22 protein-coding genes are annotated in these 21,570 nt (G+C 77.3%); 13 read left to right on the forward strand and 9 right to left on the reverse strand.

Annotation, left to right across the window (positions count from 1 at the left end):
• Nucleotides 1-53: 53 nt before the first annotated feature.
• Genes CHB98_RS07195 through CHB98_RS07205 form a run of 3 tightly spaced genes read left to right on the forward strand, consistent with a single transcriptional unit; the run spans nucleotide 54 to nucleotide 3,490 of the window.
• Nucleotides 54-1,568 carry a leucyl aminopeptidase family protein gene (locus tag CHB98_RS07195; protein ID WP_089304942.1) on the forward strand — a complete coding sequence of 505 codons (1,515 nt, stop codon included), beginning with the start codon at nucleotides 54-56 and terminating at the stop codon, nucleotides 1,566-1,568.
• Nucleotides 1,565-2,995, forward strand: a complete 1,431-nt coding sequence (locus CHB98_RS07200) for a hypothetical protein (protein ID WP_089304943.1) — start codon at nucleotides 1,565-1,567, stop codon at nucleotides 2,993-2,995. Before CHB98_RS07195 ends, CHB98_RS07200 begins: the two co-directional genes overlap by 4 nt.
• 33 nt (nucleotides 2,996-3,028) lie before the next feature.
• Entirely contained in the window at nucleotides 3,029-3,490 is a 462-nt protein-coding gene (locus CHB98_RS07205; protein WP_089304944.1) for a VOC family protein, read from the forward strand.
• Nucleotides 3,491-3,528: 38 nt separating this feature from the next.
• Here the strand turns inward: CHB98_RS07205 and CHB98_RS07210 are convergent, their stop codons facing one another.
• The 5 genes from CHB98_RS07210 to glgA form a co-directional block, all read right to left on the reverse strand.
• Entirely contained in the window at nucleotides 3,529-5,034 is a 1,506-nt protein-coding gene (locus tag CHB98_RS07210; protein WP_089304945.1) for a phytoene desaturase family protein, read from the reverse strand.
• Between the two features lie 135 nt (nucleotides 5,035-5,169).
• Nucleotides 5,170-6,846 carry a SpoIIE family protein phosphatase gene (locus tag CHB98_RS07215; protein ID WP_245820980.1) on the reverse strand — a complete coding sequence of 559 codons (1,677 nt, stop codon included), beginning with the start codon at nucleotides 6,844-6,846 and terminating at the stop codon, nucleotides 5,170-5,172.
• A gap of 95 nt (nucleotides 6,847-6,941) precedes the next feature.
• Entirely contained in the window at nucleotides 6,942-8,027 is a 1,086-nt protein-coding gene (locus CHB98_RS07220) for a spore photoproduct lyase family protein (protein ID WP_089304946.1), read from the reverse strand.
• An 88-nt stretch (nucleotides 8,028-8,115) separates the two neighbouring features.
• On the reverse strand, nucleotides 8,116-8,871 hold the full coding sequence (locus tag CHB98_RS07225) for a GAF domain-containing protein (protein WP_089304947.1): 756 nt from the start codon (nucleotides 8,869-8,871) through the stop codon (nucleotides 8,116-8,118).
• Nucleotides 8,872-8,948: 77 nt separating this feature from the next.
• Nucleotides 8,949-10,121: a glycogen synthase gene (gene glgA / locus CHB98_RS07230; RefSeq protein ID WP_089304948.1), complete on the reverse strand. Its 1,173-nt coding sequence runs from the start codon at nucleotides 10,119-10,121 to the stop codon at nucleotides 8,949-8,951.
• Between the two features lie 122 nt (nucleotides 10,122-10,243).
• On the opposite strand from glgA, the gene glgC reads away from it, so the two are divergent.
• The 6 genes from glgC to CHB98_RS07260 all read left to right on the forward strand — a co-directional run bounded on the left by glgC (nucleotide 10,244) and on the right by CHB98_RS07260 (nucleotide 15,308).
• Complete coding sequence (gene glgC / locus CHB98_RS07235) at nucleotides 10,244-11,464, forward strand: glucose-1-phosphate adenylyltransferase (protein ID WP_089304949.1); 1,221 nt, start codon at nucleotides 10,244-10,246, stop codon at nucleotides 11,462-11,464.
• A gap of 52 nt (nucleotides 11,465-11,516) precedes the next feature.
• Nucleotides 11,517-12,020: a 2'-5' RNA ligase family protein gene (locus CHB98_RS07240; RefSeq protein WP_179224283.1), complete on the forward strand. Its 504-nt coding sequence runs from the start codon at nucleotides 11,517-11,519 to the stop codon at nucleotides 12,018-12,020.
• A 153-nt stretch (nucleotides 12,021-12,173) separates the two neighbouring features.
• A complete protein-coding gene (gene sigE, locus CHB98_RS07245; protein WP_089304950.1) occupies nucleotides 12,174-12,764 on the forward strand; it encodes an RNA polymerase sigma factor SigE in 591 nt (196 codons plus the stop codon).
• Entirely contained in the window at nucleotides 12,761-13,336 is a 576-nt protein-coding gene (locus CHB98_RS22670; protein WP_089305264.1) for an anti-sigma factor family protein, read from the forward strand. The genes sigE and CHB98_RS22670 overlap by 4 nt, the downstream gene beginning before the upstream one ends.
• 230 nt (nucleotides 13,337-13,566) lie before the next feature.
• Entirely contained in the window at nucleotides 13,567-14,874 is a 1,308-nt protein-coding gene (locus tag CHB98_RS07255; protein WP_245820981.1) for a S1C family serine protease, read from the forward strand.
• A 68-nt stretch (nucleotides 14,875-14,942) separates the two neighbouring features.
• Nucleotides 14,943-15,308 carry a twin-arginine translocase TatA/TatE family subunit gene (locus tag CHB98_RS07260; protein ID WP_089304951.1) on the forward strand — a complete coding sequence of 122 codons (366 nt, stop codon included), beginning with the start codon at nucleotides 14,943-14,945 and terminating at the stop codon, nucleotides 15,306-15,308.
• A 91-nt stretch (nucleotides 15,309-15,399) separates the two neighbouring features.
• Here the strand turns inward: CHB98_RS07260 and CHB98_RS07265 are convergent, their stop codons facing one another.
• Nucleotides 15,400-16,551 carry an Mrp/NBP35 family ATP-binding protein gene (locus tag CHB98_RS07265; RefSeq protein WP_179224285.1) on the reverse strand — a complete coding sequence of 384 codons (1,152 nt, stop codon included), beginning with the start codon at nucleotides 16,549-16,551 and terminating at the stop codon, nucleotides 15,400-15,402.
• A 129-nt stretch (nucleotides 16,552-16,680) separates the two neighbouring features.
• Nucleotides 16,681-16,989, reverse strand: coding sequence for a nucleotidyl cyclase domain-containing protein (locus tag CHB98_RS07270; protein WP_179224267.1), 309 nt, complete (start codon nucleotides 16,987-16,989; stop codon nucleotides 16,681-16,683).
• Between CHB98_RS07270 and CHB98_RS07275 the strand changes: the two genes are divergently transcribed.
• Together CHB98_RS07275 and CHB98_RS07280 are read left to right on the forward strand one after the other, a co-directional pair.
• Complete coding sequence (locus CHB98_RS07275; protein ID WP_245820982.1) at nucleotides 16,970-17,659, forward strand: AzlC family ABC transporter permease; 690 nt, start codon at nucleotides 16,970-16,972, stop codon at nucleotides 17,657-17,659. The two genes, CHB98_RS07270 and CHB98_RS07275, sit on opposite strands and share 20 nt — an antisense overlap.
• Complete coding sequence (locus tag CHB98_RS07280; RefSeq protein ID WP_089304953.1) at nucleotides 17,656-17,973, forward strand: AzlD domain-containing protein; 318 nt, start codon at nucleotides 17,656-17,658, stop codon at nucleotides 17,971-17,973. The genes CHB98_RS07275 and CHB98_RS07280 overlap by 4 nt, the downstream gene beginning before the upstream one ends.
• 13 nt (nucleotides 17,974-17,986) lie before the next feature.
• Here CHB98_RS07280 and CHB98_RS07285 read toward each other — a convergent pair whose 3' ends face one another.
• Together CHB98_RS07285 and CHB98_RS07290 are read right to left on the reverse strand one after the other, a co-directional pair.
• On the reverse strand, nucleotides 17,987-18,532 hold the full coding sequence (locus CHB98_RS07285; RefSeq protein WP_245820983.1) for a DUF1003 domain-containing protein: 546 nt from the start codon (nucleotides 18,530-18,532) through the stop codon (nucleotides 17,987-17,989).
• Nucleotides 18,510-19,748 (reverse strand): magnesium transporter MgtE N-terminal domain-containing protein, encoded by a 1,239-nt coding sequence (locus CHB98_RS07290; protein ID WP_089304954.1) that lies wholly within the window; start codon nucleotides 19,746-19,748, stop codon nucleotides 18,510-18,512. The genes CHB98_RS07285 and CHB98_RS07290 overlap by 23 nt, the downstream gene beginning before the upstream one ends.
• A 24-nt stretch (nucleotides 19,749-19,772) precedes the next feature.
• On the opposite strand from CHB98_RS07290, the gene CHB98_RS07295 reads away from it, so the two are divergent.
• Nucleotides 19,773-20,645 (forward strand): PhzF family phenazine biosynthesis protein, encoded by an 873-nt coding sequence (locus CHB98_RS07295; RefSeq protein WP_089304955.1) that lies wholly within the window; start codon nucleotides 19,773-19,775, stop codon nucleotides 20,643-20,645.
• A complete protein-coding gene (locus CHB98_RS07300; protein ID WP_245820984.1) occupies nucleotides 20,642-21,568 on the forward strand; it encodes a DMT family transporter in 927 nt (308 codons plus the stop codon). Before CHB98_RS07295 ends, CHB98_RS07300 begins: the two co-directional genes overlap by 4 nt.
• Nucleotides 21,569-21,570 lie beyond the last annotated feature (2 nt).

Below are 21,570 nucleotides of genomic sequence, written 5' to 3' on the forward strand. Positions count from 1 at the left end.
AGCACGACACGGCCCCGGCCGCCGGCAGCCTGCCTGCGACCGGGGCCGCGCCGTTGCCGCGGGTCGAGGTCCGCACCGCCCTCCCGGCGCTCGGCGGGGACGACGTCCTGGCCGTGCCGGTCGGCTCCGGTGCGGCGCTGCCGGCCTGGCTGACCGGCCCCGCGGCGCCGGTGGACGCCGGGCTGCTGGCTGGCGTGCTGGCCGACACCGGAAACACCGGCCGGCCCGGGACCACCACCGACCTCCCCGTCCCCGGGCGCAGCCCGCGCGGCGTGGTCGCCGTCGGCGTGGGCGACGGCACGCTGCCGGACCTGCGCAGCTACGTGGCCGGCGCCGTCCGCCGCGCGCAGGCCCTGGCCGAGCACGGCGCGCGGCGGCTGGTGCTGCCGCTGGACGACGCCGCCGCCCCCGCGGGCGCCGAGGAGGTGCGCCTGGCCGTCGAGACCGCGCTGCTGGCCGGCTACCGGTTCCGGGACACCTCCACGCCGCACCCGCCGCGGCTGGAGACCGTGACCGTCGTCGCCGCCGACGGCGCGGACCCGTCGGTCACCGCCGGAGCGCGGGCCGGCGAGGTGACCGCCCGGGCGGTGGCCTGGGCCCGCGACCTGGTCAACACGCCCAGCAACACCAAGGACCCCGCCTGGCTGGCCGACCAGGCCGTCGCGCGGCTGGCCGGCCTGGAGCACGTGTCGGTGCGCGTGCTCGACCCCGAGGACCTGCGCGCCAGGGGCTTCGGCGGCGTGCTCGCCGTCGGCGGCGGCTCGGCCTCCCCGCCCCGGGTGATCGCCGCCTCCCACCGCCCGCCGGGTTCGGGACCGGCGCACGTCGTGCTGGTGGGCAAGGGCATCACGTTCGACACCGGCGGGATCTCCATCAAGCCCACCGCCGGGATGCGGGAGATGAAGACCGACATGGCCGGCGGCGCCGCCGTCCTCGCCGCGGTGGACGCCGCGGCCCGCCTCGGGCTGCCGATCGCGGTCACCGCCGTCGTCCCGGCCGCGGAGAACGCCGTCTCCGGCTCGGCCTACCGCCCGGCCGACGTGGTGCGGCACGTCGGCGGCCGGACGACGGAGGTGCTCAACACCGACGCCGAGGGCCGCATGGTGCTCGCCGACGGGCTGGCGTGGGCGCGGCTGGAGCTGGGCGCCACCGTGCTGGTCGACGTCGCCACGCTGACCGGGGCGATGAAGGTCGCGCTGGGCACCCGCACCGCCGGGCTGTACGCGACCACCGACGGGCTGGCCGACGCGCTGCGCACCGCCGCCGGGCACGCCGGCGAGGCGGTGTGGCGGATGCCGCTGGCCGAGGAGCACGCCGACCTGCTGGAGAGCACCGTCGCCGACGCCAACAACGCCCCGGGCAACCCCGGGAGCACGACCGCCGCGCTGTTCCTGCGGCCCTTCGCCGGCGACCTGCCGTGGGCGCACCTGGACGTCGCGGGCCCGGCACGGGCCGGCAGCGACGACGCCGAGGTGGTCAAGGGCGGCACCGGCTTCGGTGCCCGCACGCTGCTGCGCTGGCTGGAGGCCGGTGCCCCCGTGGACGCGCCGGTGGTGGTCGACCGGTGACCGACGCCGGCGTGGTGTTCCCGGCCGGCCCGGACGGGCGGCGCAGCACCGCGGCGCTCGGGCGGGCCGTGGTCGCCGACGCGCTGCGCCCGGTGGACCCGGCCGGTGCCGGCGCCGCCGAGCGGGAGACCACCTGGCGGGCCGGCTACCTGGTGCACTTCCGCCGCCTCGTCGAGGCCGGGCTGCCCTCCCGGCAGGCGGCCACCGGCATCGCCGACGCCGGCCTGGCCGCGCTGCACCGGCGGCTGCGGGTGGCCGGCCCGGACGGCACGGAGACCCCGCTCGGCGAGCTCGCCGGGGCCCCCGCCGGCCGGGTCCTCGCCACGGCGGAGGTCCGCGGCACCGCCGAGGCCGAGCGGGAGCTGTCGCTGCCCTTCCGCGGCGAGCGGCTGCGCGGCGACGCGCTGCGGCGCCGGCTGGACGACTGGGTGGAGCGCGGCATCGTGGAGCCCTCGGCGGCCGAGGCGGTGCGCACCGTCGCCGCGCACCCGGAGTGGCTGGCCCTGCCGGACACCACCGTCGTGGTGCTCGGCGCGGGCGCGGAGATGGGGCCGCTGACCGCGCTGCTGCGCTGGGGCGCCCGGGTCGCCGGCGTCGACCTGCCCTCCCCGCCGCTGTGGGAGCGGGTGCTGGGCACCGCCCGCCGCGGGGCGGGCACGCTCGTGCACCCCGGCGGCGGGGCGGACCTCGTCACCGAGGTGCCCGCCGTCGCGGAGTGGGTCGCCGGCCTGCCGGGGCGCCTGGTGCTCGGCGACTACGTCTACGCCGACGGCGCCACGAACGTGCGCGTGTCGGCCGCCGTCGACGCGCTCACCGTGCGGCTGGCCGCGGCCCGCCCGGACCTCGGCCTGGCCTTCCTCGCGACGCCCACCGACGTCTTCGCCGTGCCGGCCGACGCGGTGGCGCAGTCGGTGCGCGCCTACGCCGGCCGCTCGCGGGGGGCCAAGCTGCTGGGCCGGCCGCTGCGCACGCTGTCGGCGGGGCGGCTGCTGCAGCGCGCGTACCTGCCCGGCAGCGACCCCGGCATCGCCGACAGCCTGGTGCCCCAGCAGGGCCCGAACTACGCGCTGGCCAAGCGGCTGCAGCGGTGGCGGGCGACCGTCGCGCGGGCGGCCGGGACGACGGTGTCGATGAACGTCGCCCCGCCGACCCGCACCCGCTCGGTGGTGCGCAACCGCGCGCTGGCCGCGGCCTACGCCGGCGCCCACCGGTTCGGCGTCGAGGTGTTCGACCCGGCGACGTCCAACGTGCTCATGGCCGCGCTGCTGGTGCACGACCTGCACACCGGCGGCGGCCCGGCGCACGAGCACCCCTGGCAGGACGAGGCGCACGCCGCGGTGCACGGCGGGCTGTGGCGCACCGCCTACGCCCCGCGCAGCGCCCTCGGCCTGGCCGCGGTCCTCGGCTACGGCGCCGCCCGCAGCTGACCCCGACGGACCCCGTGAGGGAGGAGCACCCCGATGAGCCGCCACGTGCAGGTCACCTTCGATGCCCACGACCCCCGGGCGCTGTCGTCCTTCTGGCGCGACGTGCTGGGCTACGTCCACCCCGCCCCGCCCGGGGTCGACCTGCCCCGGGACGCCGACCCGCTGGCCGCGTGGGACGACTTCCTGGCCCGCCTCCGGGTCCCGGAGGACCAGCGCAACACCCAGTCGGCCATCGAGGACCCCGACGGCAGCGGCCCGCGGCTGTTCTTCCAGCAGGTGCCGGAGGGCAAGGTGGCGAAGAACCGCGTCCACCTCGACGTCCGCGCGGCCCCCGGGCTGCAGGGGGAGGACCGGATGGCGGCGCTGGAGGCCGAGTGCCACCGGCTCGTCGCGCTGGGGGCGACCCGGGTGCGCCGCGCCGAGCCGGCCCCGCCCATGAGCGCGGGCTTCATCGTGATGACCGACCCCGAGGGCAACGAGTTCTGCCTCGACTGAGGCACCTCGACCGGGCACCGGCCGCCGCGAGCGGTCCCTCAGCAGGCCGGGCCGACGAGGCCCGCGACGATCTCCGCCGACAGCGCCACCAGGGGCAGCCCGCCGCCGGGGTGCGCGGAGCCGCCGACGAGGAACAGGCCGGGCACCGGGGAGGCGTTGGCCGGGCGCAGGAAGGCCGCGCGGGCGCCGTTGCTCGACGTCCCGTAGATCGACCCGCCGACGCTGCGGGTGCCGCGCTCCAGGTCGGCCGGGGTGCGGGTCACGCACCAGCGCACCCGGTCGCGCACGTCCAGGCCGCGGCCGGCCATCACCTCCAGCACCCCGGCCGCGTACCGGTCGGCCAGCCCGGGGGCGTCCCAGTCCACGCCGCCCGCGGGGTCGTGCCGGGGCGCGTTGACCAGCACGAACCAGGACTCGCTGTCCGCGTCGGGCCGGGTGGCCGGGTCGTCCGGTGCGCTGACGTACACGGTGGGGTCGTCGACCGGCCGGGGTGCCCCGCGGTGCCGGCCGACGCCGAACACCGCGTCGAACTCCGCGTCGTAGTCCTCGGGGAACAGCACGGTGTGGTGCGCCAGCCCGGGGGTGCGCCCGCGCAGCGCGAGCAGCAGCACGAAGCCCGACAGCGACGGCGTGCCGCGGCCGAGGTCCCGGCGCACCCGCCGGGTGGGCCGCGACGGCGGCACCAGGTCGGCGTACAGGGCCGCGGCGTCCGCGCCGGACACCACGACGTCGGCGCGCAGCACCTCGCCACCGGCCAGCCGCACCCCGGCCGCGCGGCCGCCCTCCACCAGCACCCGCTCGACCGCGCACCCGGTGCGGACGACGGCGCCCCGCTCGACCGCCCGCGCCGCGACCGCCTCGCCCAGCCGGTGCAGCCCCCCGCGCACGTACCAGGAGCCGAACTCCTGCTCCACGTGCGGCACGGTCGCCAGCACCGCCGGGGCCCGCCGCGGGTCGGAGCCGGAGTAGGTGGCGTAGCGGTCCAGCAGGGTGCGCAGCCGCGGGTCGCGCAGGTACGCCGTCCCCAGGCCGCGCAGCGTGCGCCACGGCGCGACCGTGGCGACGTCGGCCCGGCTGCGGGCCAGCCGGGCCAGCGTCGCCGCCCCGGCCAGCGGGGAGCGCAGGAACGGCTGCTCGGTGACCCGCCACATCTCGGCGGCCCGGGCCATGAGCGCCGCCCACTGCGCACCGGCCCCGGGCCCCAGCGCGGCGTCCAGGGCGTCCGGGACCGCGTCGGCCCGCCCCGGGACCGACAGCGGGGTGCCGTCGGCGAAGCGGTAGGCGACGGCGGGGTCCAGCCGCACCAGGTCGACGGCGTCCTCCAGCGGGCCGCCGGTGGCCGCGAACAGGTCCCGGTACAGGTGGGGCAGGGTGACCAGGCTCGGGCCGGTGTCGAAGCCGTGCCCGTCGCGGGCGTACCAGCCGAGCTTGCCGCCGACCTCGGACGCCTGCTCCAGCACGGTCACCGCGTGGCCGAGGGCGGCCAGCCGGGCCGCGGCCGCGAGCCCGCCGAGGCCGGCGCCGACCACCGCCACCCGCGCCACGCCGCCACGGTAACCGCGCCCGGGCCGGGCGCCGCGCGACCCCCGCTCGCCCCGGAGGGGTGGGGGCGGTCCGCCCCCCGACCGACACGGGTACGGCGACCGGCGCGGGACCCTGCAGGAGGGCCGGCGACCTCCTCAGGCCGGGACGGCGAGGGCGAGGACGGCGAGGTCGTCGGCCTGGTACCGGGACCCGCGCAGCCTCTCCTCCACTGCCGCGGTGACCGCCTCGACGGTGGCCTCGGCACCGCGCGCGGCCGTGCCGAGCACCTGCAGCAGCCCGTCCTCGCCGAACTGCCGGCCGGCGTCGTCGCGGGCCTCGGTGACCCCGTCGGTGTAGAGGACCACCGTCGTCCCCGGCGGCAGGTCCACCTCCACGACCGGCACCTCCAGGTCCGGGGTGATGCCGAGCGGGCGGCCGGGCGCCCCGACCTCCCGCGGGCCCCCGGGGCCGGTGAGCACCGGCAGGGGGTGGCCGGCGACGCCGACGGTGGCGCGGACGCCGTCCGGTCCAGGGGTGAGCACCAGGCAGCAGGCGGTCACGAAGCGCAGCGGGCCGTCGTCCTGCGCCTGCAGCAGGGCGGCGTTCACCGCCTGCAGCACCTGCGCCGGGTCGGCCGTCGTCCCGCCCACCGGGCCGGCCGCCGCCCGCGCGGTGTGCCGGGTGAGCGCGGTGACGGCGGCGGCCTCGGCGCCGGTGCCGCACACGTCGGCGATGAGCACCATCCACCGCCCGTCGGGCAGGGGCGTGACGTCGTAGGTGTCCCCGCCGACCAGCGCGGTGCCGCCGCCGGGCCGGTAGCGGGCGGCCAGCTGCACGCCGGGGACGGCCGGCAGGTGCGAGGGCAGCAGGCTGCGCTGCAGGGTGTCGGCGAGCCGGCGGACCTCAGACTCCGCGCGCACCCGGCCGAGGAACTGGCCGATCTGGCGGCCGGCGGAGGCCAGCACCTCGACCAGCTCGGCCGGCACCGGCCGCTCCTCGTGGGAGAACAGCTCGCAGACGGCCAGCAGGTCGTCGCCGTGCAGCACGGGGAACGCCACGCCGGTGCGGATCCGGTCGACGCGGGCCGCCTCGCTCCGGAGGAACCGGGGGTCGTTCCACAGGTCCTCCGCGACCACCGGCGCCCGCTGCGCCCAGGCCAGCCCGGGCAGCCCCTGGCCGCGGGTGAAGCGGTGCCCGCAGGACGCGACGTGCAGGGCGCCGGGCCGGCCGCCGTGCGAGCTCCAGGTGGCCGCGTGCCGCAGCTGGCCGGTGTGCCCGTCGGGCTGCCAGAGCGTGGCGGTGTCCCAGTCCAGCTCGGTGCACAGCGTGGGCAGCAGGTCCTGGAAGGCGACGTCGGCGTCGGTGGCCTGGGTGAGCGCGGTGGTGACCCGCTGCGTGGCCGCCAGGTAGCGGCTGACCATCAGCTGCCGCTCCAGCAGGACGGTGGTGCTGGCGTCGCGGAGGACGGCGATCACCAGCGCGTCGTCCGCGGCCGCGTCGGCCCGGGTCAGCCGGGCCAGCGTCAGGTCGACGGTGACCTCGTGCCCGGCGGCGTGCAGCGCCGGCACCTGCGTGGTCGACCCGACCAGCCGGCCCTCACCGGTGGCGCGGAACCGGCTGAAGCCGTCGCTGTGCGCGCCGTGGAAGCGCCGCGGCATGAGCACGGTCAGCGGCCGCCCGGTCAGCTCGGCCGGATCGTGGCCCAGCAGGCCGGTCACGGCCGGGTTCACGTAGGCGATGCGGCCGTCGGCGTCGGCCACGACCACGGCGTCCGGGAGCGCGGCGAGCAGCGCCGGGGCGGCCAGGACCGCGTCGACCGTCTGCACCACCACCACTCCTCCTCCCGGGGACGTCTCCGGCCACGATCCCACACGGGCAGTCAGTAGACGGGCACCGTTCGTCGACGAGTCGCCATGTCGACATGCGGTCAGAACGCGTACCGGATCCGCAGCCACGGGGCGTGCGCGGCCACCAGCTCGTGCACCCGCGCCACGCCGGCCCGCTTGACGTCGTTGCGGTAGCGTACGTTCCAGCTGCCGTTCTGGCTGCGCTTGGGCTGCTGCAGGTCCGGGCGCCACAGCAGCTCCTCGGCCTTGGGGTGCCAGCCCAGGTTGACCTGGTGCAGGTCCCGGTTGTGGGTGAGCAGGATCACCTCGGCCGCCGCCTGCGCCTTGGCCGCGGGGGACAGCCCGTCGTCCAGCTGCTGCAGCAGCTGCGCCCAGTCGGCCTCCCACCCCTCCCGGAGGACGACGGGGGAGAGGTTGAGGTGCACCTCGTACCCGGCGGCGACGAAGTCGTCGACCGCGGCGATGCGCTCGGGCACCCGGCTGGTGCGCAGGTCCAGCACCCGGGCGTCGTCCTCGGGCATGACCGAGAAGCGGATGCGGGTGCGCCCGCGCGGGTCGAGGTCGAGCAGCCGGCGGTTGACGTACTTGGTGGCGAAGGACGCCTTGGCCGTCGGCAGCCCGGCGAAGGTGGCGACCAGGTCGGCGACGTTGTCGCTGACCAGCGCGTCGACCGAGCAGTCGCTGTTCTCGCCGATGTCGTAGACCCAGGCCGCCGGGTCGCACTGGTCGGGCTCGGTCTTGGCGCCCTGCCGGGCGACGTGCCGGCGCAGGTAGCCGGTGATCTGCTCGATGTTGGTGAACACGGTGATCGGGTTGGCGTAGCCCTTCTGCCGGGGCACGTAGCAGTAGGAGCAGGCCATCGCGCAGCCGTTGGCCGTCGACGGGGCGATCCAGTTGGCCGACCGGCCGTTGGGCCGGGCGGTCAGCGACTTCTTGACGCCGAGCACCAGGGTCTCGGACTTCACCCGCACCCAGCGCTCGACGTTGCCCTCGTTGCCGTGCAGCTCGGGGATCTGCCAGTGCGACGGCACCTCGACCACCTCCGCACCCGGGAAGCGGGCGAGCACCTGCTGCCCGCGGGGTGCGGCCAGCGCGGCGGGCTCCGCGTACACCCGGCGCACCGGCAGGAGCCGGCCGAGCTCACCGCCGGGGGAGCTCGCGGGCACGGGCGACGACGCAGCGACGGGGTTCCCCACGCCGGGTGCAGCAGCCGGGTGCCGCGCGGTGTTCCCCCAGGTCGGCGCGGCGCCGGGGTCAGTCGCGGGGAGCGGGCGGGAGCCCGCCGGCCGGCCGCAGGTCCGCGGGGTCGACCCGTCCGGCGACGACGTCCCCGGCGAGGTCGTCGACGGTGCGGCCGGTGGCGCGGGCCGCGGCGCGCAGCAGCTCGACGGCGGCCGGTGCCGACGCGTCCCGGGCCATCGCGACCCGGCCGGCCGCCGTCCACACGTCCCGCCGGCGGCGGGACGCGGGGCCGTGCAGCCACGCCGGCCCGCCCTCGCGGGCCCACTGCGCCCAGACCGCGGCGTCCCCGAGCGCCGAGCAGGCCAGGTCGCCGACGGCCATGGCCTCGAACACGTCGAGCTCGGGGACCGCCGACTCGTCGGTGAAGAAGAGGTCCAGCGCGCCCGGTCCGGCCAGCGTCTCGCCGATCGGCAGGGCGACCACCGCCCGGTAGGGCGTCTGCCCGAGGAGCAGCCCGGCGTAGCCCGGCCAGCGCCGCCGCAGGTCGGTGGTGGCCGCGAACACCGGTTCGCCGTGGCGCTGGGCGGCCGTGCACGGGCCGTCGCCGGCGGTGAACTGCAGCCGCTCGGCCAGGTCGCTGGTCACCGAGCTGGCCCCGAGGGGCAGCCGGGCCGCCCCGGCGGTGCCCACGCTGAGCCCCGCGCCGTCCACGCCCAGCGTCCGGGCGCAGGCGCGGGCCAGCCGGGCGGGCAGCAGCTCCGGGCCGGCGAGGTCGGGGTCGCGGACGTCCTCCAGTGCGTCCCGGAAGCGTGCGGCGATCGACGACACCCCCCGATCATCCGCCGCCCCGACGGGACCGGCCGGGTCGGATCCGGGTCCCACCGGTTGACGTGGTCGGCCGCCGGTCACCCCCGCGCGGCGAGGACGGCGGTGTAGACGTCGACGGTCTGCTGGGCGATGGCCGGCCAGCCGAACTCGGCGAGCACCCGCTCCCGGCCCGCGGCCCCCATCCGGGCGGCCCGCTCCGGGTCGTGCAGCAGCTCGGTCACCCGCGCGGCCAGCCCGGCCTCGAAGGCGGCGGCGTCGTCCGGGTCGTAGGGCACCAGCAGGCCGGTGCGCCCGTCGGCCACCACCTCCGGGATGCCGCCCACCGCGCTGGCCACGACGGCGGTGCCGCAGGCGGCGGCCTCCAGGTTCACGATGCCCAGCGGCTCGTACACCGAGGGGACGACGAACACCGTGGCCCCGGTGATCAGCGGCACCAGCTGCTCGCGCGGCAGCATCGCCTCGATCCACACGACGCCGTCCCGCCGCGCCTGCAGCTCGGCCACCGCGTCGGCGACCTGCTGCCGCTCCGCCGGGGTGTCCGCGGCGCCGGCGCACAGCACCAGGCCGGCGTCGGCGGGCAGCTGCTCGGCCGCGCGCAGCAGGTGGACGACGCCCTTCTGCCGGGTGATCCGGCCGACGAACAGCGCGTAGGGCCGGTCGGGGTCCACGCCCAGCGAGCGGACCACGTCCGGGTCGTGCACCGGCCGGTAGGCCTCGGCGTCCACCCCGTTGCCGACGACGTGCACCCGCGCCGGGTCCAGGTCGGGGTAGGCGTCCAGCACGTCGTCGCGCATCCCGTTGCTGACCGCGACCACCCCGTCGGCGGCGAGGTAGGCGGTGCGCTCCACCCAGGAGGACAGCCGGTAGCCGCCGCCGAGCTGATCGGCCTTCCACGGCCGGCGCGGCTCCAGCGAGTGCGCCGTCACCAGGTGCGGGGTGCCGTGCACCAGCGAGGCGAGCAGGCCGGCGCCGTTGGCGTACCAGGTGTGGCTGTGCACCAGGTCGGCGTCGGCCAGCGCCCCGGCGATCTCGACGTCCACGCCGAGGGCCTGCAGCGCCCCGTTGGCGCCCTGCAGCCCGGCCGGCACCTGGTGGCCGGTCGCGTCCGGGCGTGGTCCGCCGAAGCAGTGGACGTCGAGCTGCGGCCCGCCGGGCAGCGCGCGCAGCGCCGCCGCCAGGTGCTCCACGTGCACGCCCGCGCCGCCGTAGACGTCCGGCGGCCACTCCCTGGTCACCATGCCGATGCGCACCAGGTCACCTTAGGAGGACCACCCTCCCCCCACACCTCGCTCCGCTCGGCGCGGGCCCGGAGGATGGCCTGCCGCGCAGCGCGGTGGAGCGCCCGCGCCGGACAGCGGATACGTTGCGACCCATGCGTGGCGGTCCTCGTGTCCTCGGCATCGTCCTGGCCGGCGGTGAGGGCAAGCGGCTGGCCCCCCTGACCCAGGACCGGGCGAAGCCGGCGGTCCCCTTCGGGGGCAACTACCGGCTCGTCGACTTCGTGCTGTCCAACCTGGTGAACGCCGACATCCGGCAGATCGCCGTGCTCACCCAGTACAAGAGCCACAGCCTGGACCGGCACATCACCACCACCTGGCGGCTGTCGCAGATGCTCGGGAACTACATCACCCCGGTGCCCGCGCAGCAGCGCCTCGGCCCGCGCTGGTACACCGGCAGCGCCGACGCGATCTTCCAGAGCCTCAACCTGATCTACGACGCCCGGCCGGACATCGTCGTCGTCTTCGGCGCCGACCACGTCTACCGGATGGACCCGGCGCAGATGATCGACCAGCACCTGCAGACCAAGGCCGGCGTGACCATCGCCGGCCTGCGGGTGCCGCGGCACGAGGCCACCGGTTTCGGCGTCATCGACGCGGACGCCGAGGGCAGGGTGCGCGGCTTCCTGGAGAAGCCGGCCGACCCGCCCGGGCTGCCGGACGCCCCCGAGGAGAGCTTCGCCTCCATGGGCAACTACGTCTTCACCACCGACGCGCTGCTGGAGGCGCTGCGCGCCGACGCCCAGGACGCGGACTCGGCGCACGACATGGGCGGCTCGATCATGCCCATGCTCGCCGACCGGGGCGAGGCCTACGTCTACGACTTCTCCACCAACGTCGTGCCCGGGGCCACCGAGCGCGACCACGGCTACTGGCGCGACGTCGGGACGATCGACTCCTACTTCGACGCGCACATGGACCTGGTGTCGGTCACCCCGGTCTTCAACCTCTACAACGACCGCTGGCCGATCCTGACCCTGCCGCCGCAGCAGCCGCCGGCGAAGTTCGTGCTCGGCGGGCGGGCCGAGGAGTCGATGGTCAGCGCCGGCGCCATCATCGGCGGCGGCTCGGTGCACAACTCCGTCGTCTCGCCCGGGGTGCGCGTCGAGCGGGGCGCGCGGGTCGAGGACAGCGTGCTCATGGACGGCGTGTACGTCGGCGAGGGCGCCTACGTCCGCCGTGCCATCCTGGACAAGAACGTCGTCGTCCCGGACTGGGCGCGCATCGGCGTGGACCTCGCCGCGGACCGCGAGCGGTACCACGTCAGCGCCGGCGGCGTGGCCGTGCTCGGCAAGGGAGCCCGGGCCCATCGGTGAAGGACCCCGTCGCCCCCCACCGCTCGCAGGCTCGCGGCGGGCTCCTGCGACGGTGCCGTTCCAGCCACTGGTGGTGACGCTGCTGCTGGAGCCGGGGGCGCAGGAGCGGTTCGACCGGCTGCGGGCCGCGCACTTCCCGGCCGGGCGCAACCGCCTGGCCGCGCACGTCACGCTGTTCCACGCGCTGCCCGGTGAGCAGGAGGGGGCGGTGTCCGCCGACCTCGCCGACGCCGCGCGCCGGCCACCGTTCGACGTCGCCGTCACCGGGGTGCGGTCCCTCGGCCGCGGGGTCGCCTACACGCTCGACGCCCCGGAGCTGACCGCGCTGCGGGCCGGGCTGGCCGCGGCCTGGGACCACTGGCTGACCCCGCAGGACCGGCAGCGGCACGCGCCGCACGTCACCGTGCAGAACAAGGTGCAGCCGGCGGCCGCCCGCGCGCTGCACGACCGGCTGGCCGCGGAGTTCACGCCGTACCGGGCCGGGGCCCGCGGCCTGGGCCTGTGGCGCTACCTCGGCGGCCCGTGGGCGCCGGTGGCCGAGCACCCGTTCGGCTGACACCGGCTCCCCGGCACCTGTGAGTCGCCTGTGACGGGAACACCGCCCCGCCGCCGGCCCGTTGGTCCTGACGTGCGCCCCGAGAGAGCTGCCCCCACCCGACCCATCGGCGTCGGGCGGTCGTCGACGGCTCCGGTCTGCGATCCTGGGACCGTGCCCGACACCGCCGACCCCGCCGCCCCCACCGAGGCGTGGGTCGCGCCGACCTGGGAGCAGGTCGTGCGCGACCACTCCGCGCGCGTGTACCGGCTGGCCTACCGGCTCTCGGGCAACCCGCAGGACGCCGAGGACCTCACCCAGGAGACCTTCGTCCGGGTCTTCCGCTCGCTCGCGGACTTCTCGCCCGGCACCTTCGAGGGCTGGCTGCACCGCATCACCACCAACCTCTTCCTGGACATGGTGCGCCGCCGGCAGCGGATCCGGTTCGACGCCCTGCCCGAGGACACCGAGCGGCTGCCGGGGACCGCGCCCAGCCCGGAGCAGGTCTACTCCGACACCCACCTGGACCCCCAGGTGCAGGCCGCGCTGGACGCGCTGTCCCCGGAGTTCCGCGTCGCCGTCGTCCTGTGCGACATCGAGGGACTGACCTACGAGGAGATCGCGGCGACCCTCGGCATCAAGCTCGGCACGGTGCGCAGCCGCATCCACCGCGGCCGCGTGCAGCTGCGCGAGGCGCTCGCGCACCTGGCGCCGCGCCGGCCGGTGTCCGGGCGGGACGCCGTCCCGGAGGGGAGCGCGGGGTGAACATCCCGGAGAGCCACCTGGCCCAGGAGGCGATCGCCGCCCTGGTCGACGGGGAGCTGGCCTGCGGTCCCGCCGCCCGTGCGGCCCGCCACCTCGCCGGCTGCGCCCAGTGCCGGATGGCGGTGCAGGCCCAGCGGGAGGCCAAGGAGGCGCTGCACGCCTCGTCCGACGTCGCCGTCCCCGGCGACCTGCTGTCCCGGCTGCGCGCCATCCCGTTCACCGCCGACGTGCCCGGCCCCGGCTCGCTGGCCGCCGGCCCCGGACAGCTCACCGTCAGCGGGGCCACGGGCGCCTGGTCGGTGTCCCTGGACCCCGCCCCGGCCGCCGCCGACCGGCCCGGGCAGGCCCGCTGGCTGCGGCGCGGCTTCATCGGCGCCCTGGGCGTCCTCGGCGCCGGCGTCACGAGCCTGGCGCTGAACCTGCCCACCGACGGCCCCGACGACGTGCGCCCGTCGACCGTCGCCCGGGCCGGTCTCGAGGAGCGCACCGAGATCGTGCCGCCGGTGGTGCGCACCACGACCGTCGGCACGGGGGGCGTCCAGCGGTCCGCGGACCAGGGCGGGACGCCCTGACCCCCCGCCCCGACGGGACGCCGGTCCCCGAGGAGGCCTTCGCCCGCCCGCGCGACGGCGTCGGCGGCTTCGACCCGCCCGACCGGCAGCCGCCCCCGCCGCCGGGGCCGCCCGCGCCCACCCCCGCCCAGCAGGCCGCCTTCGGGCGGCCCGCCGCCGTCCGGGGCGGCTTCGCCGGCGACCGCCCGCCCGTCGCGGCCCGCCCGCTGCCGCCCCCGCCCCCCGAGGCGGTGCTGCGGGCCTTCGCGCCGTCCGCGGCCGGCCAGCGCGGCCTGCAGGAGCCGCCCGGCGGGCGGCCGGGCCGCCGGCGCACGGCGACCGGCCCGTGGTGGAAGCCCGACGCCCGCTCCGACCCCTGGCGCGACCCGCACGCTCCGGCCGGCCTCACCGGCCCGGCGGTGTTCGAGGAGCCCGAGCGGCAGCCCGGCCCGGTCGTCGTCGACGCGAGCGGACGGCGCCGGCTGCGGCTGGCCGACGTCTCCGTCCGGTTCTCGGTGCTGGTGCTGCTCGCCGTGCTGCTGACCGGTCTGGTCAGCGGCGCCACCGGCTACTGGCTGACCCGCACCGCCGACGAGTCACCGCTGCTGGCGCCCGGCACGCAGCTCAACACGACCGACGAGGGCATCGCCCGCGAGCCCGGCTCGGTGTCCGACATCGCCTCCCGGGTGACCCCGGCCGTCGTCTCCGTCGAGGTGCGCATCGGGCAGGCCGGCGCCACCGGGTCCGGGGTCGTCATCGACGGCGAGGACGGCTACATCGTCACCAACAACCACGTCATCTCCGGCGCCGACGGCGTCGAGGGCGCCGAGATCCGCGCGGTCTTCTCCGACGGCAGCGGCTCCGCGGCGCGCATCGTCGGCCGCGACCCGGCCAGCGACCTCGCCGTGATCAAGGTGGAGAGGCCCGGCCTGCTCACCGCCGCGCTCGGCAGCTCCGGGGCCGTCGTCGTCGGCGACCCGGTCGTGGCCATCGGCTCGCCGCTGGGCCTGGCCAGCACCGTCACCAGCGGCATCGTGAGCGCACTGGAGCGGCCGGTGCGGCTGGCCGGCGAGGGCAGCGACACCAACGCGGTGATCAGCGCGGTGCAGACCGACGCCCCCATCAACCCCGGCAACTCCGGCGGCGCGCTGGTCAACGGCGCCGGTGAGGTCATCGGCATCAACACCGCCATCGCCTCGCTGGGCGGCGGCAGCGTCGGCCTCGGGTTCGCCATCCCCGTGGACACCGTGCGGGAGGTCTCCGAGCAGCTCATCTCCGGCGGGCGCGCGGTGCACGCCTCGCTCGGCGTCAACGCCCGCTCGGTCACCGACGGCACCCGCGACGGCGCGCTGGTGGTCAACGTCGAGCCCGGCAGCGCGGCCGCCGAGGCCGGCATCCGCGAGCAGGACGTCGTCATCGCCGTCGACGGCGAGCCGGTCGGCAGCTCCGAGGAGCTGGTCGTGGCCGTGGACTCCCACGAGCCCGGCGAGACGATCAGCCTCGAGCTGATCCGCGACGGCTCCTCGACGACGGTGGAGGCCACCCTCGACGAGGCCTGAGGGCCGGCCGGCCCGGGCCCCCTACGCTGGGGGTGCCGGACCGGCTCGGGTGAGGACGGGAGCTGCGCGTGTTCGACTCGATCGGCTGGGGCGAGATCCTCGTCCTGGCAGTCCTCGCGCTCTTCATCTTCGGGCCCGAGCGGCTGCCCGACCTGGCCAAGGAGGCCGCCGCCGGCCTGAAGAAGGTGCGCAGCGCCCTCACCGGCGTGCGCGCCCAGGTCGACGAGTCGCTGGGTGACGACTTCGCCCGGCTGCGCGACCTGGACCTGCGGCAGTACCACCCGCGGACCTTCATCACGAACCAGCTGCTCGCCGACGACGAGGACGCGCCGCGGCGGCACAGCGGGGCCACGGCCGCGACCACGGTGGCGGCGGCCGCGGCCCGGGCGCGGGACGACTCCGCCCCGCCCCCGTTCGACCCTGACGCGACCTGAGTCGCCGCTCTCGCGGTCCTCCTCCCGCTCTTGCGGTGGTGGAGCACCGGGAGAGCCGGAGGAGCACCGCAGGAGCGGCCCCGGATCAACCTCAGTGACGGACCGGCGTGAGCCCCAGGGACAGGCCGGACAGCCCGCGCTGGCGAGTGGCCAGGCCGTCGGCGATGCGGGTCAGCGCCTGGGCCGCCGGTGACCCCGGCTCGGCCAGCACGACCGGCGCCCCGGCGTCCCCGGCCTCGCGGACGCGGGTGTCCAGCGGGATCTGCCCCAGCAGCGGCACCCGGGCACCGAGGGTGCGGGTCAGCGCGTCGGAGACCGCCTCGCCGCCGCCGGAGCCGAAGACCTCCATGCGGCCGCCGTCGGGCAGGTCCAGCCACGACATGTTCTCGATGACCCCGACCACCTGCTGGTGGGTCTGGGTGGCGATCGCGCCGGCCCGCTCGGCGACCTCCGCGGCGGCCAGCTGCGGCGTGGTCACCACCAGGATCTCGGCGTTGGGCAGCAGCTGGGCGATGGAGATGGCCACGTCGCCGGTGCCGGGCGGCAGGTCCAGCAGCAGGACGTCGAGGTCGCCCCACCACACGTCGGCGAGGAACTGCTGCAGCGCGCGGTGCAGCATCGGCCCGCGCCACACCACCGGGGTGTTGCCCGGGGTGAACATGCCGATCGAGATGACCCGCACGCCGTAGGCCTGCGGAGGCATGATCATGTTGTCGACCTGGGTGGGCTTGTCGTCGACCCCGAGCATCCGCGGCACCGAGTGGCCGTAGATGTCGGCGTCCACGACGCCCACCGACAGCCCGCGCTTGGCCAGCGCCGCGGCCAGGTTGACCGTGACCGACGACTTGCCCACGCCGCCCTTGCCGGAGGCGACCGCGTACACGCGGGTCAGCGAGCCGGGCTGGGCGAACGGGATGACCGGCTCGGCGGCGTCGGACCCGCGCACCGTGCGGCGCAGCTCCGCGCGCTGCTCGTCGTTCATGACGTCCAGGCCCACCTGCACCGAGGTCACACCGGGGACGGCGGACACGGCCTGCGTGACCCGGTTGGTGATCGTCTCGCGCATCGGGCAGCCGGAGACGGTCAGGTAGACCTCGACGCGGACGGCGCCGTCGGCCCCGATCTGCACGTCCTTGACCATGCCGAGCTCGGTGAGCGGGCGGTTGATCTCCGGGTCCTGGACGGTGGCCAGGGCGGCGGTGACGGCGTCGAGCGCCGGCGCGCCGGTCATCGGGGCGGACATCGCTGCAGCTGTCTCCTTCGACGGGGGACCCGGTCGGTGTCCGCCGAGGGCGGCGGTGACCTGCGTACACGGGCCTCCCGCCACTGTACGGCCGTCGTGGGGACCGGCCGCGGTCCGGAGGGTGATCTGCTACGCAACCCCGAGGGGGCCCGGCGTCCACGGCCCGGCGCGGACGGCGTTGCGGGTCGCCTCGGCGCGGTGGAGGTGCGCGCCGGCCTCGACGGTCAGCCGCTCCGGGACCGCGTCGTCGCCAGCGGCGACCGCCACGCCCGGCGACAGCGTGAGCGAGCCGGGTTCGGCGTCGCACAGGTCCAGGTCGAGGCCCGCGGCGCGCAGTTCCTCGGCCAGGGCCACGGCCCGGCCGAGGTCGGTGCCGGGGAGCAGGACGGCCGGGCGGCCGCTGGCTAGCCTCGCTGCCGTGTCCGCCCGCGCCGCCACCCTCCGGGACGCCGTCGGCCTGGGCCTGGCGGTGGGCCTCTACGGGGTGGCGTTCGGGGCGGCCGCCGACGCGGCCGGCCTGGACGTCTGGCAGGCCCTCGCGCTGTCCGCGCTGATGTTCACCGGCGCCTCGCAGTTCGCCCTGGTCGGTGTCCTGGGTGCCGGCGGCAGCGGTGCGGCCGCCGTCGGCAGCGCCCTGCTGCTGGGCACCCGCAACACCCTCTACGGCGTGCGGCTGGCCCCGCTGCTGGCCCCGCGGGGCCCGCTGCGCCGGGCCGCTGCAGCGCACTGGGTGATCGACGAGACCACCGCGATGGCCGTCGCCGCGCCCGACCGCGAGCTGGGCCGGCTGGCGTTCCGGGCCACCGGGGCGACCATCTACCTCGGCTGGAACGCGACCACGGTGCTCGGTGCGCTCGGCGCCTCCGGGCTCGGCGGGACGGCGCAGGCCGCTCTGGACGCCGTCGTCCCGGCGGCCTTCCTCGCGCTGCTGTGGCCGCGGCTGCGCCGTCCGCACCCCGAAGCGGCCCTGCAGCGGCGGGTCGCCGCGGGTGGGGCGGTCGTCGCGCTGCTGCTCACCCCGGTGGTGCCCCCCGGCGTGCAGGTGGTCGCGGCCGTCGTGGCGGTGGCGCTGGCCGGGCGGCCGCGGCCCGCGGGAGCGGCCGGGTGAGCGGCGGGGCGCTGTGGACGGTCGTGCTGGTGGCCGCCGCCGGCTGCTACGCGCTCAAGCTGGCCGGGCTGTCGGTGCCCGCCGCGTGGGTCGAGGCCCCGTGGGTCACCCGGGTCGTGGAGTTCGTCCCGGCGGCGCTGCTGGCCGCGCTGGTCGCCGTCCAGGCGGCCACCGCCGGCCCGGCGCTGGTCGTCGACGGGCGGCTGGCCGGGCTGGCGGTCGCGGCGCTGGCCCTGGCGCTGCGGGCGCCGTTCGTCGTCGTCCTGCTGATGGCCGGGGCGACCGGGGCACTGGCGCACGTCCTCGCCCCGTGACGGGGGTCCTCGCTCAGCCGGCCGCCTCGCGGGCGGCGGCCTCCCGCTTCTTGCGGGCCTTGCGCTCCCGCCGCTCGGCGTCGTCGGGGCTCTCCCCGGTCACCCGCGTGAGCTCGCTGCGGATGAAGTCCCGGGTCGCCAGCTCGCCGACCGCGATGCGCAGCGCGGCCAGCTCGCGGGCCAGGTACTCGGTGTCGGCGCGGGTGGTCGCCGCCCGGGCACGGTCCTCATCCAGCGCCACCCGGTCGCGGTCGGCCTGCCGGTTCTGCGCGAGCAGGATCAGCGGCGCGGCGTAGGCGGCCTGGGTGGAGAACGCCAGGTTGAGCAGGATGAACGGGTAGGGGTCCCACTGCAGCCGCAGGGCGAAGACGTTGAGCAGGATCCAGACGACCACGAGCACCGTCTGGACGGCGAGGAAGCGCCCGGTGCCCAGGAAGCGGGCGATGCCCTCGGCGAACCGGCCGACCGCGTCGGGGTCCGGCCGCAGCCGGGCGCCCAGACCGGAGGCCCCGCGCGGGACGTCGAGCCGGCGGCGCTCAGCCACGGCGCGCCCGCTCACGCCAGTCCTCGGGCAGCAGGTGGTCCAGGACGTCGTCCACGCTCACGGCGCCGACCAGCCGGCCCTGGTCGTCGACCACCGGCGCGGCGACCAGGTTGTAGGTGGCGAAGTAGCGGGTGACCTCGGCCAGCGGCGCCTCGGGCCGCAGCGGCTCCAGGTCGTCGAGCACCCCGCTGACCAGGCTGGACGGCGGTTCGCGCAGCAGCCGCTGGGTGTGCGCCAGGCCGAGGTAGCGCCCGGTCGGGGTGGCCGACGGCGGCCGGCACACGTACACCTGGCTGGCCAGTGCCGGGGTCAGCTCCGGTTCCCGGACGCGGGCCAGGGCCTCGGCAATCGTGCCGTCCGGGGCGAGCACCACCGGCTCGCTGGTCATGATCCCGCCGGCGGTGTCCTCGGTGTACTGCAGCAGCCGGCGCACCGGGTCGGCCTCGTCGGGCTCCATGAGCTCCAGCAGCCGGTCGCGGTCGACGTGGGACAGCTCGGCCAGCAGGTCCGCGGCGTCGTCGGGGTCCATGACCTCCAGCACGTCGGCGGCCCGGCTCTCCACCAGCGTGCCGAGGATGGCGATCTGGTCGGCCTCGGGCAGCTCGCCGAGCACGTCGGCCAGCCGCTCGTCGTCGAGGGCCTCGGCGACCTCCTGCCGCCGGGTGACCGGCAGGTCCTGCAGCGCGTGGGCCAGGTCGGCGGCGTTGAGCTCGCGGTAGGTGGCGATCAGCGTCTCGGCGCCCTGGCCGGTCTGGGGGAGCCCCAGGCCGCCGACCTCGTCCCAGGCCACCTGGTGCAGCTGCCCGCGGCGGCCCAGCCGCCCCGGCTCCTGGACGGCGAGCCGGGACAGCACCCAGTCGCCGGTGCGGGTCTGCTCGATGCCGGCGTCGACCACGGCCGCCGGCCGGTCGGACTCCAGCAGCTGCACCCGGCGGTCGAGCAGCTCGCCGAGCACCAGGGTCTCGCCGCGGCGCTGCTCGAAGCGCTTGAGGCTCAGCGTGCCGGAGGACAGCACCACCGACGCCGGGTCCAGCGTCGTCACCCGGCCCATCGGCACGAAGATGCGCCGGCGGGCGACCACCTCGACGACCAGCCCGAGCACGCGCGGCGCCGCCGTCCCCACGCGCAGCGCCACGACCACGTCGCGCACCTTGCCGACCCGGTCGCCGTTGGGGTCGAAGACGGGCAGGCCGGCGAGCCGGGAGACGTACGCCCTGCTCACCGTCGTCACGGGGGCCGAGGCTACCGTCGGACCGTGGCCGCTCCCGGGGCAGAGCTCGACTACGAGGTCGTCGACGTGTTCGCGCCGCGTGCCTTCGCCGGCAACCCGCTGGCCGTGGTCTTCGACGCCGACGGGCTGAGCACCGAGCAGTGCCAGGCGCTGGCCGACGAGTTCGCCCTGTCCGAGACGTCGTTCCTGTGCGCCCCCCGCGCCGAGGGCGCCGACTACCGGGTGCGCATCTTCACGCCGTCCGCCGAGCTGCCCTTCGCCGGGCACCCCAGCGTGGGCGCGGCGCACACCCTGGTGCGCACCGGCCGGCTGCCCGCCGGCACGCTGCGCCAGGAGTGCGGCGCCGGCGTCCTCGACGTGGTGGTGGACGAGGACGGCGCCACGCTGTCCGGTGGCCGGCCCACCCTGGAGGACGGCCCCGACCCGGCCGCCCTGGCGGTGGCGGTGGGGCTCTCGGCCGCCGACCCGGTCGGGCTGCCCGCGCCCGTCGCCGGCTGCGGGCTGCCGTTCGCGGTGCTGGCGGTGCGCCCGGAGGTGGTCGACGACGCCGTGCCGGTGCCCGCGCTGCTCGGCGGGCTCGGCGTGGGGGAGGGCGTCTCGGTGCTGTCCTGGGACGCCGCCACCTCGACCGCCCGCGCGCGGGTGTTCGCCGCCGACCTGTCCTGGGGCGAGGACCCGGCGACCGGCTCGGCCGCGCTGGGCACCGGGGTGTGGCTCGTCGCGGCCGGCCTGCTGGCACCGGAGGGGACGTCGTCCTACGTCGTGCGCCAGGGCGAGGCGATGGGGCGGCCGTCGGTGCTGGCGTGCACGGTCACCGCCGCGGCCGGTCGCGCGGTCGCCGCGACGGTGCGGGGCGCGGTGGTGCCGGTCGCCCGGGGCAGGATCCGGGTGCCGTGACCACGGCCGCCCCCGCCACGCCCGCCTGGGCGGTGCACCGGCCCGGCGGGCGGGACGTCGCCGTCATGGCCGTCGCGGTCCTCGGCATCTCGCTGTCCGCGCCGCTGACCACGCTGCTGGCCGCGCCGATGCTGGCGCTGGCCTTCTGGCGCAACCTGGGCGGGGCCGCCGTCCTGCTGCCGCTGCTGCTCCGCGAGCGCCCGGGCCTGGCCGGCCCGCGCCCGCGCGACCTGGCCACCTCCGCGGTCGCCGGGCTGTTCCTCGCCGCGCACTTCGCCGCCTGGCTGCCCAGCCTGTCCATGACGACGGTCGCCGCCTCCACCGCGCTGGTCACCACCACCCCGGTCTGGACGGCGCTGGCCGCCCGGGCGAGCGGCGTGCGGCTGCCCGCGGCGACCTGGTGGGGCCTGGTGCTCGCGGTGCTCGGCGTCGCGCTGATCGCCGGGGTGGACGTCACGGTCAGCGCCCGCGCGCTGGCCGGTGACGGGCTGGCGCTGCTGGGCGCGCTGTGCGCCGGCGGGTACGTGCTGGCCGGCGCCCGGGCCCGGCAGCGGATGTCGACGTCGGCGTACGCGGTCGTCTGCTACTCGGTGTGCGCGGCGGCGATCGCGGTGGCCGCGGTCGCCGTCGGCGACCCGCTCGTCGGCTTCACCGGCCGCGACTGGCTGCTCATCGCCGCCATCACCGTGTGCGCGCAGCTGCTCGGGCACACGCTGTTCAACCGGCTGCTGTCCTCGGTCGGGCCCACGATGGTCAGCCTGGTCATCCTGCTGGAGGTGCCCGGCGCGCTGCTGTTCGCGCTGGTGATCCTGGGGCAGGTGCCGCCGCTGCTGGCCCTGCCCGGCGTCGCGCTGGTCGTCGTCGGCGTGGGCCTGGTGGTGCGGGCCAGCCGCCCGGCGGGCCTGGCCGAACCCGGCACCTGAGG

Origin of the sequence: Geodermatophilus pulveris (genome assembly GCF_900188375.1) — a bacterium.
Classification (GTDB): Bacteria; Actinomycetota; Actinomycetes; order Mycobacteriales; family Geodermatophilaceae; genus Geodermatophilus; species Geodermatophilus pulveris.

Coding starts and splice junctions, on each gene's coding strand:
- CHB98_RS07205 (WP_089304944.1), top strand. CDS start 3,029: ATGAGCCGCCACGTGCAGGTCACCTTCGATGCCCACGACCCCCGGGCG.
- CHB98_RS07265 (WP_179224285.1), bottom strand. CDS start 16,551: ATGTCCGCCCCGATGACCGGCGCGCCGGCGCTCGACGCCGTCACCGCC.
- glgC (WP_089304949.1), top strand. CDS start 10,244: ATGCGTGGCGGTCCTCGTGTCCTCGGCATCGTCCTGGCCGGCGGTGAG.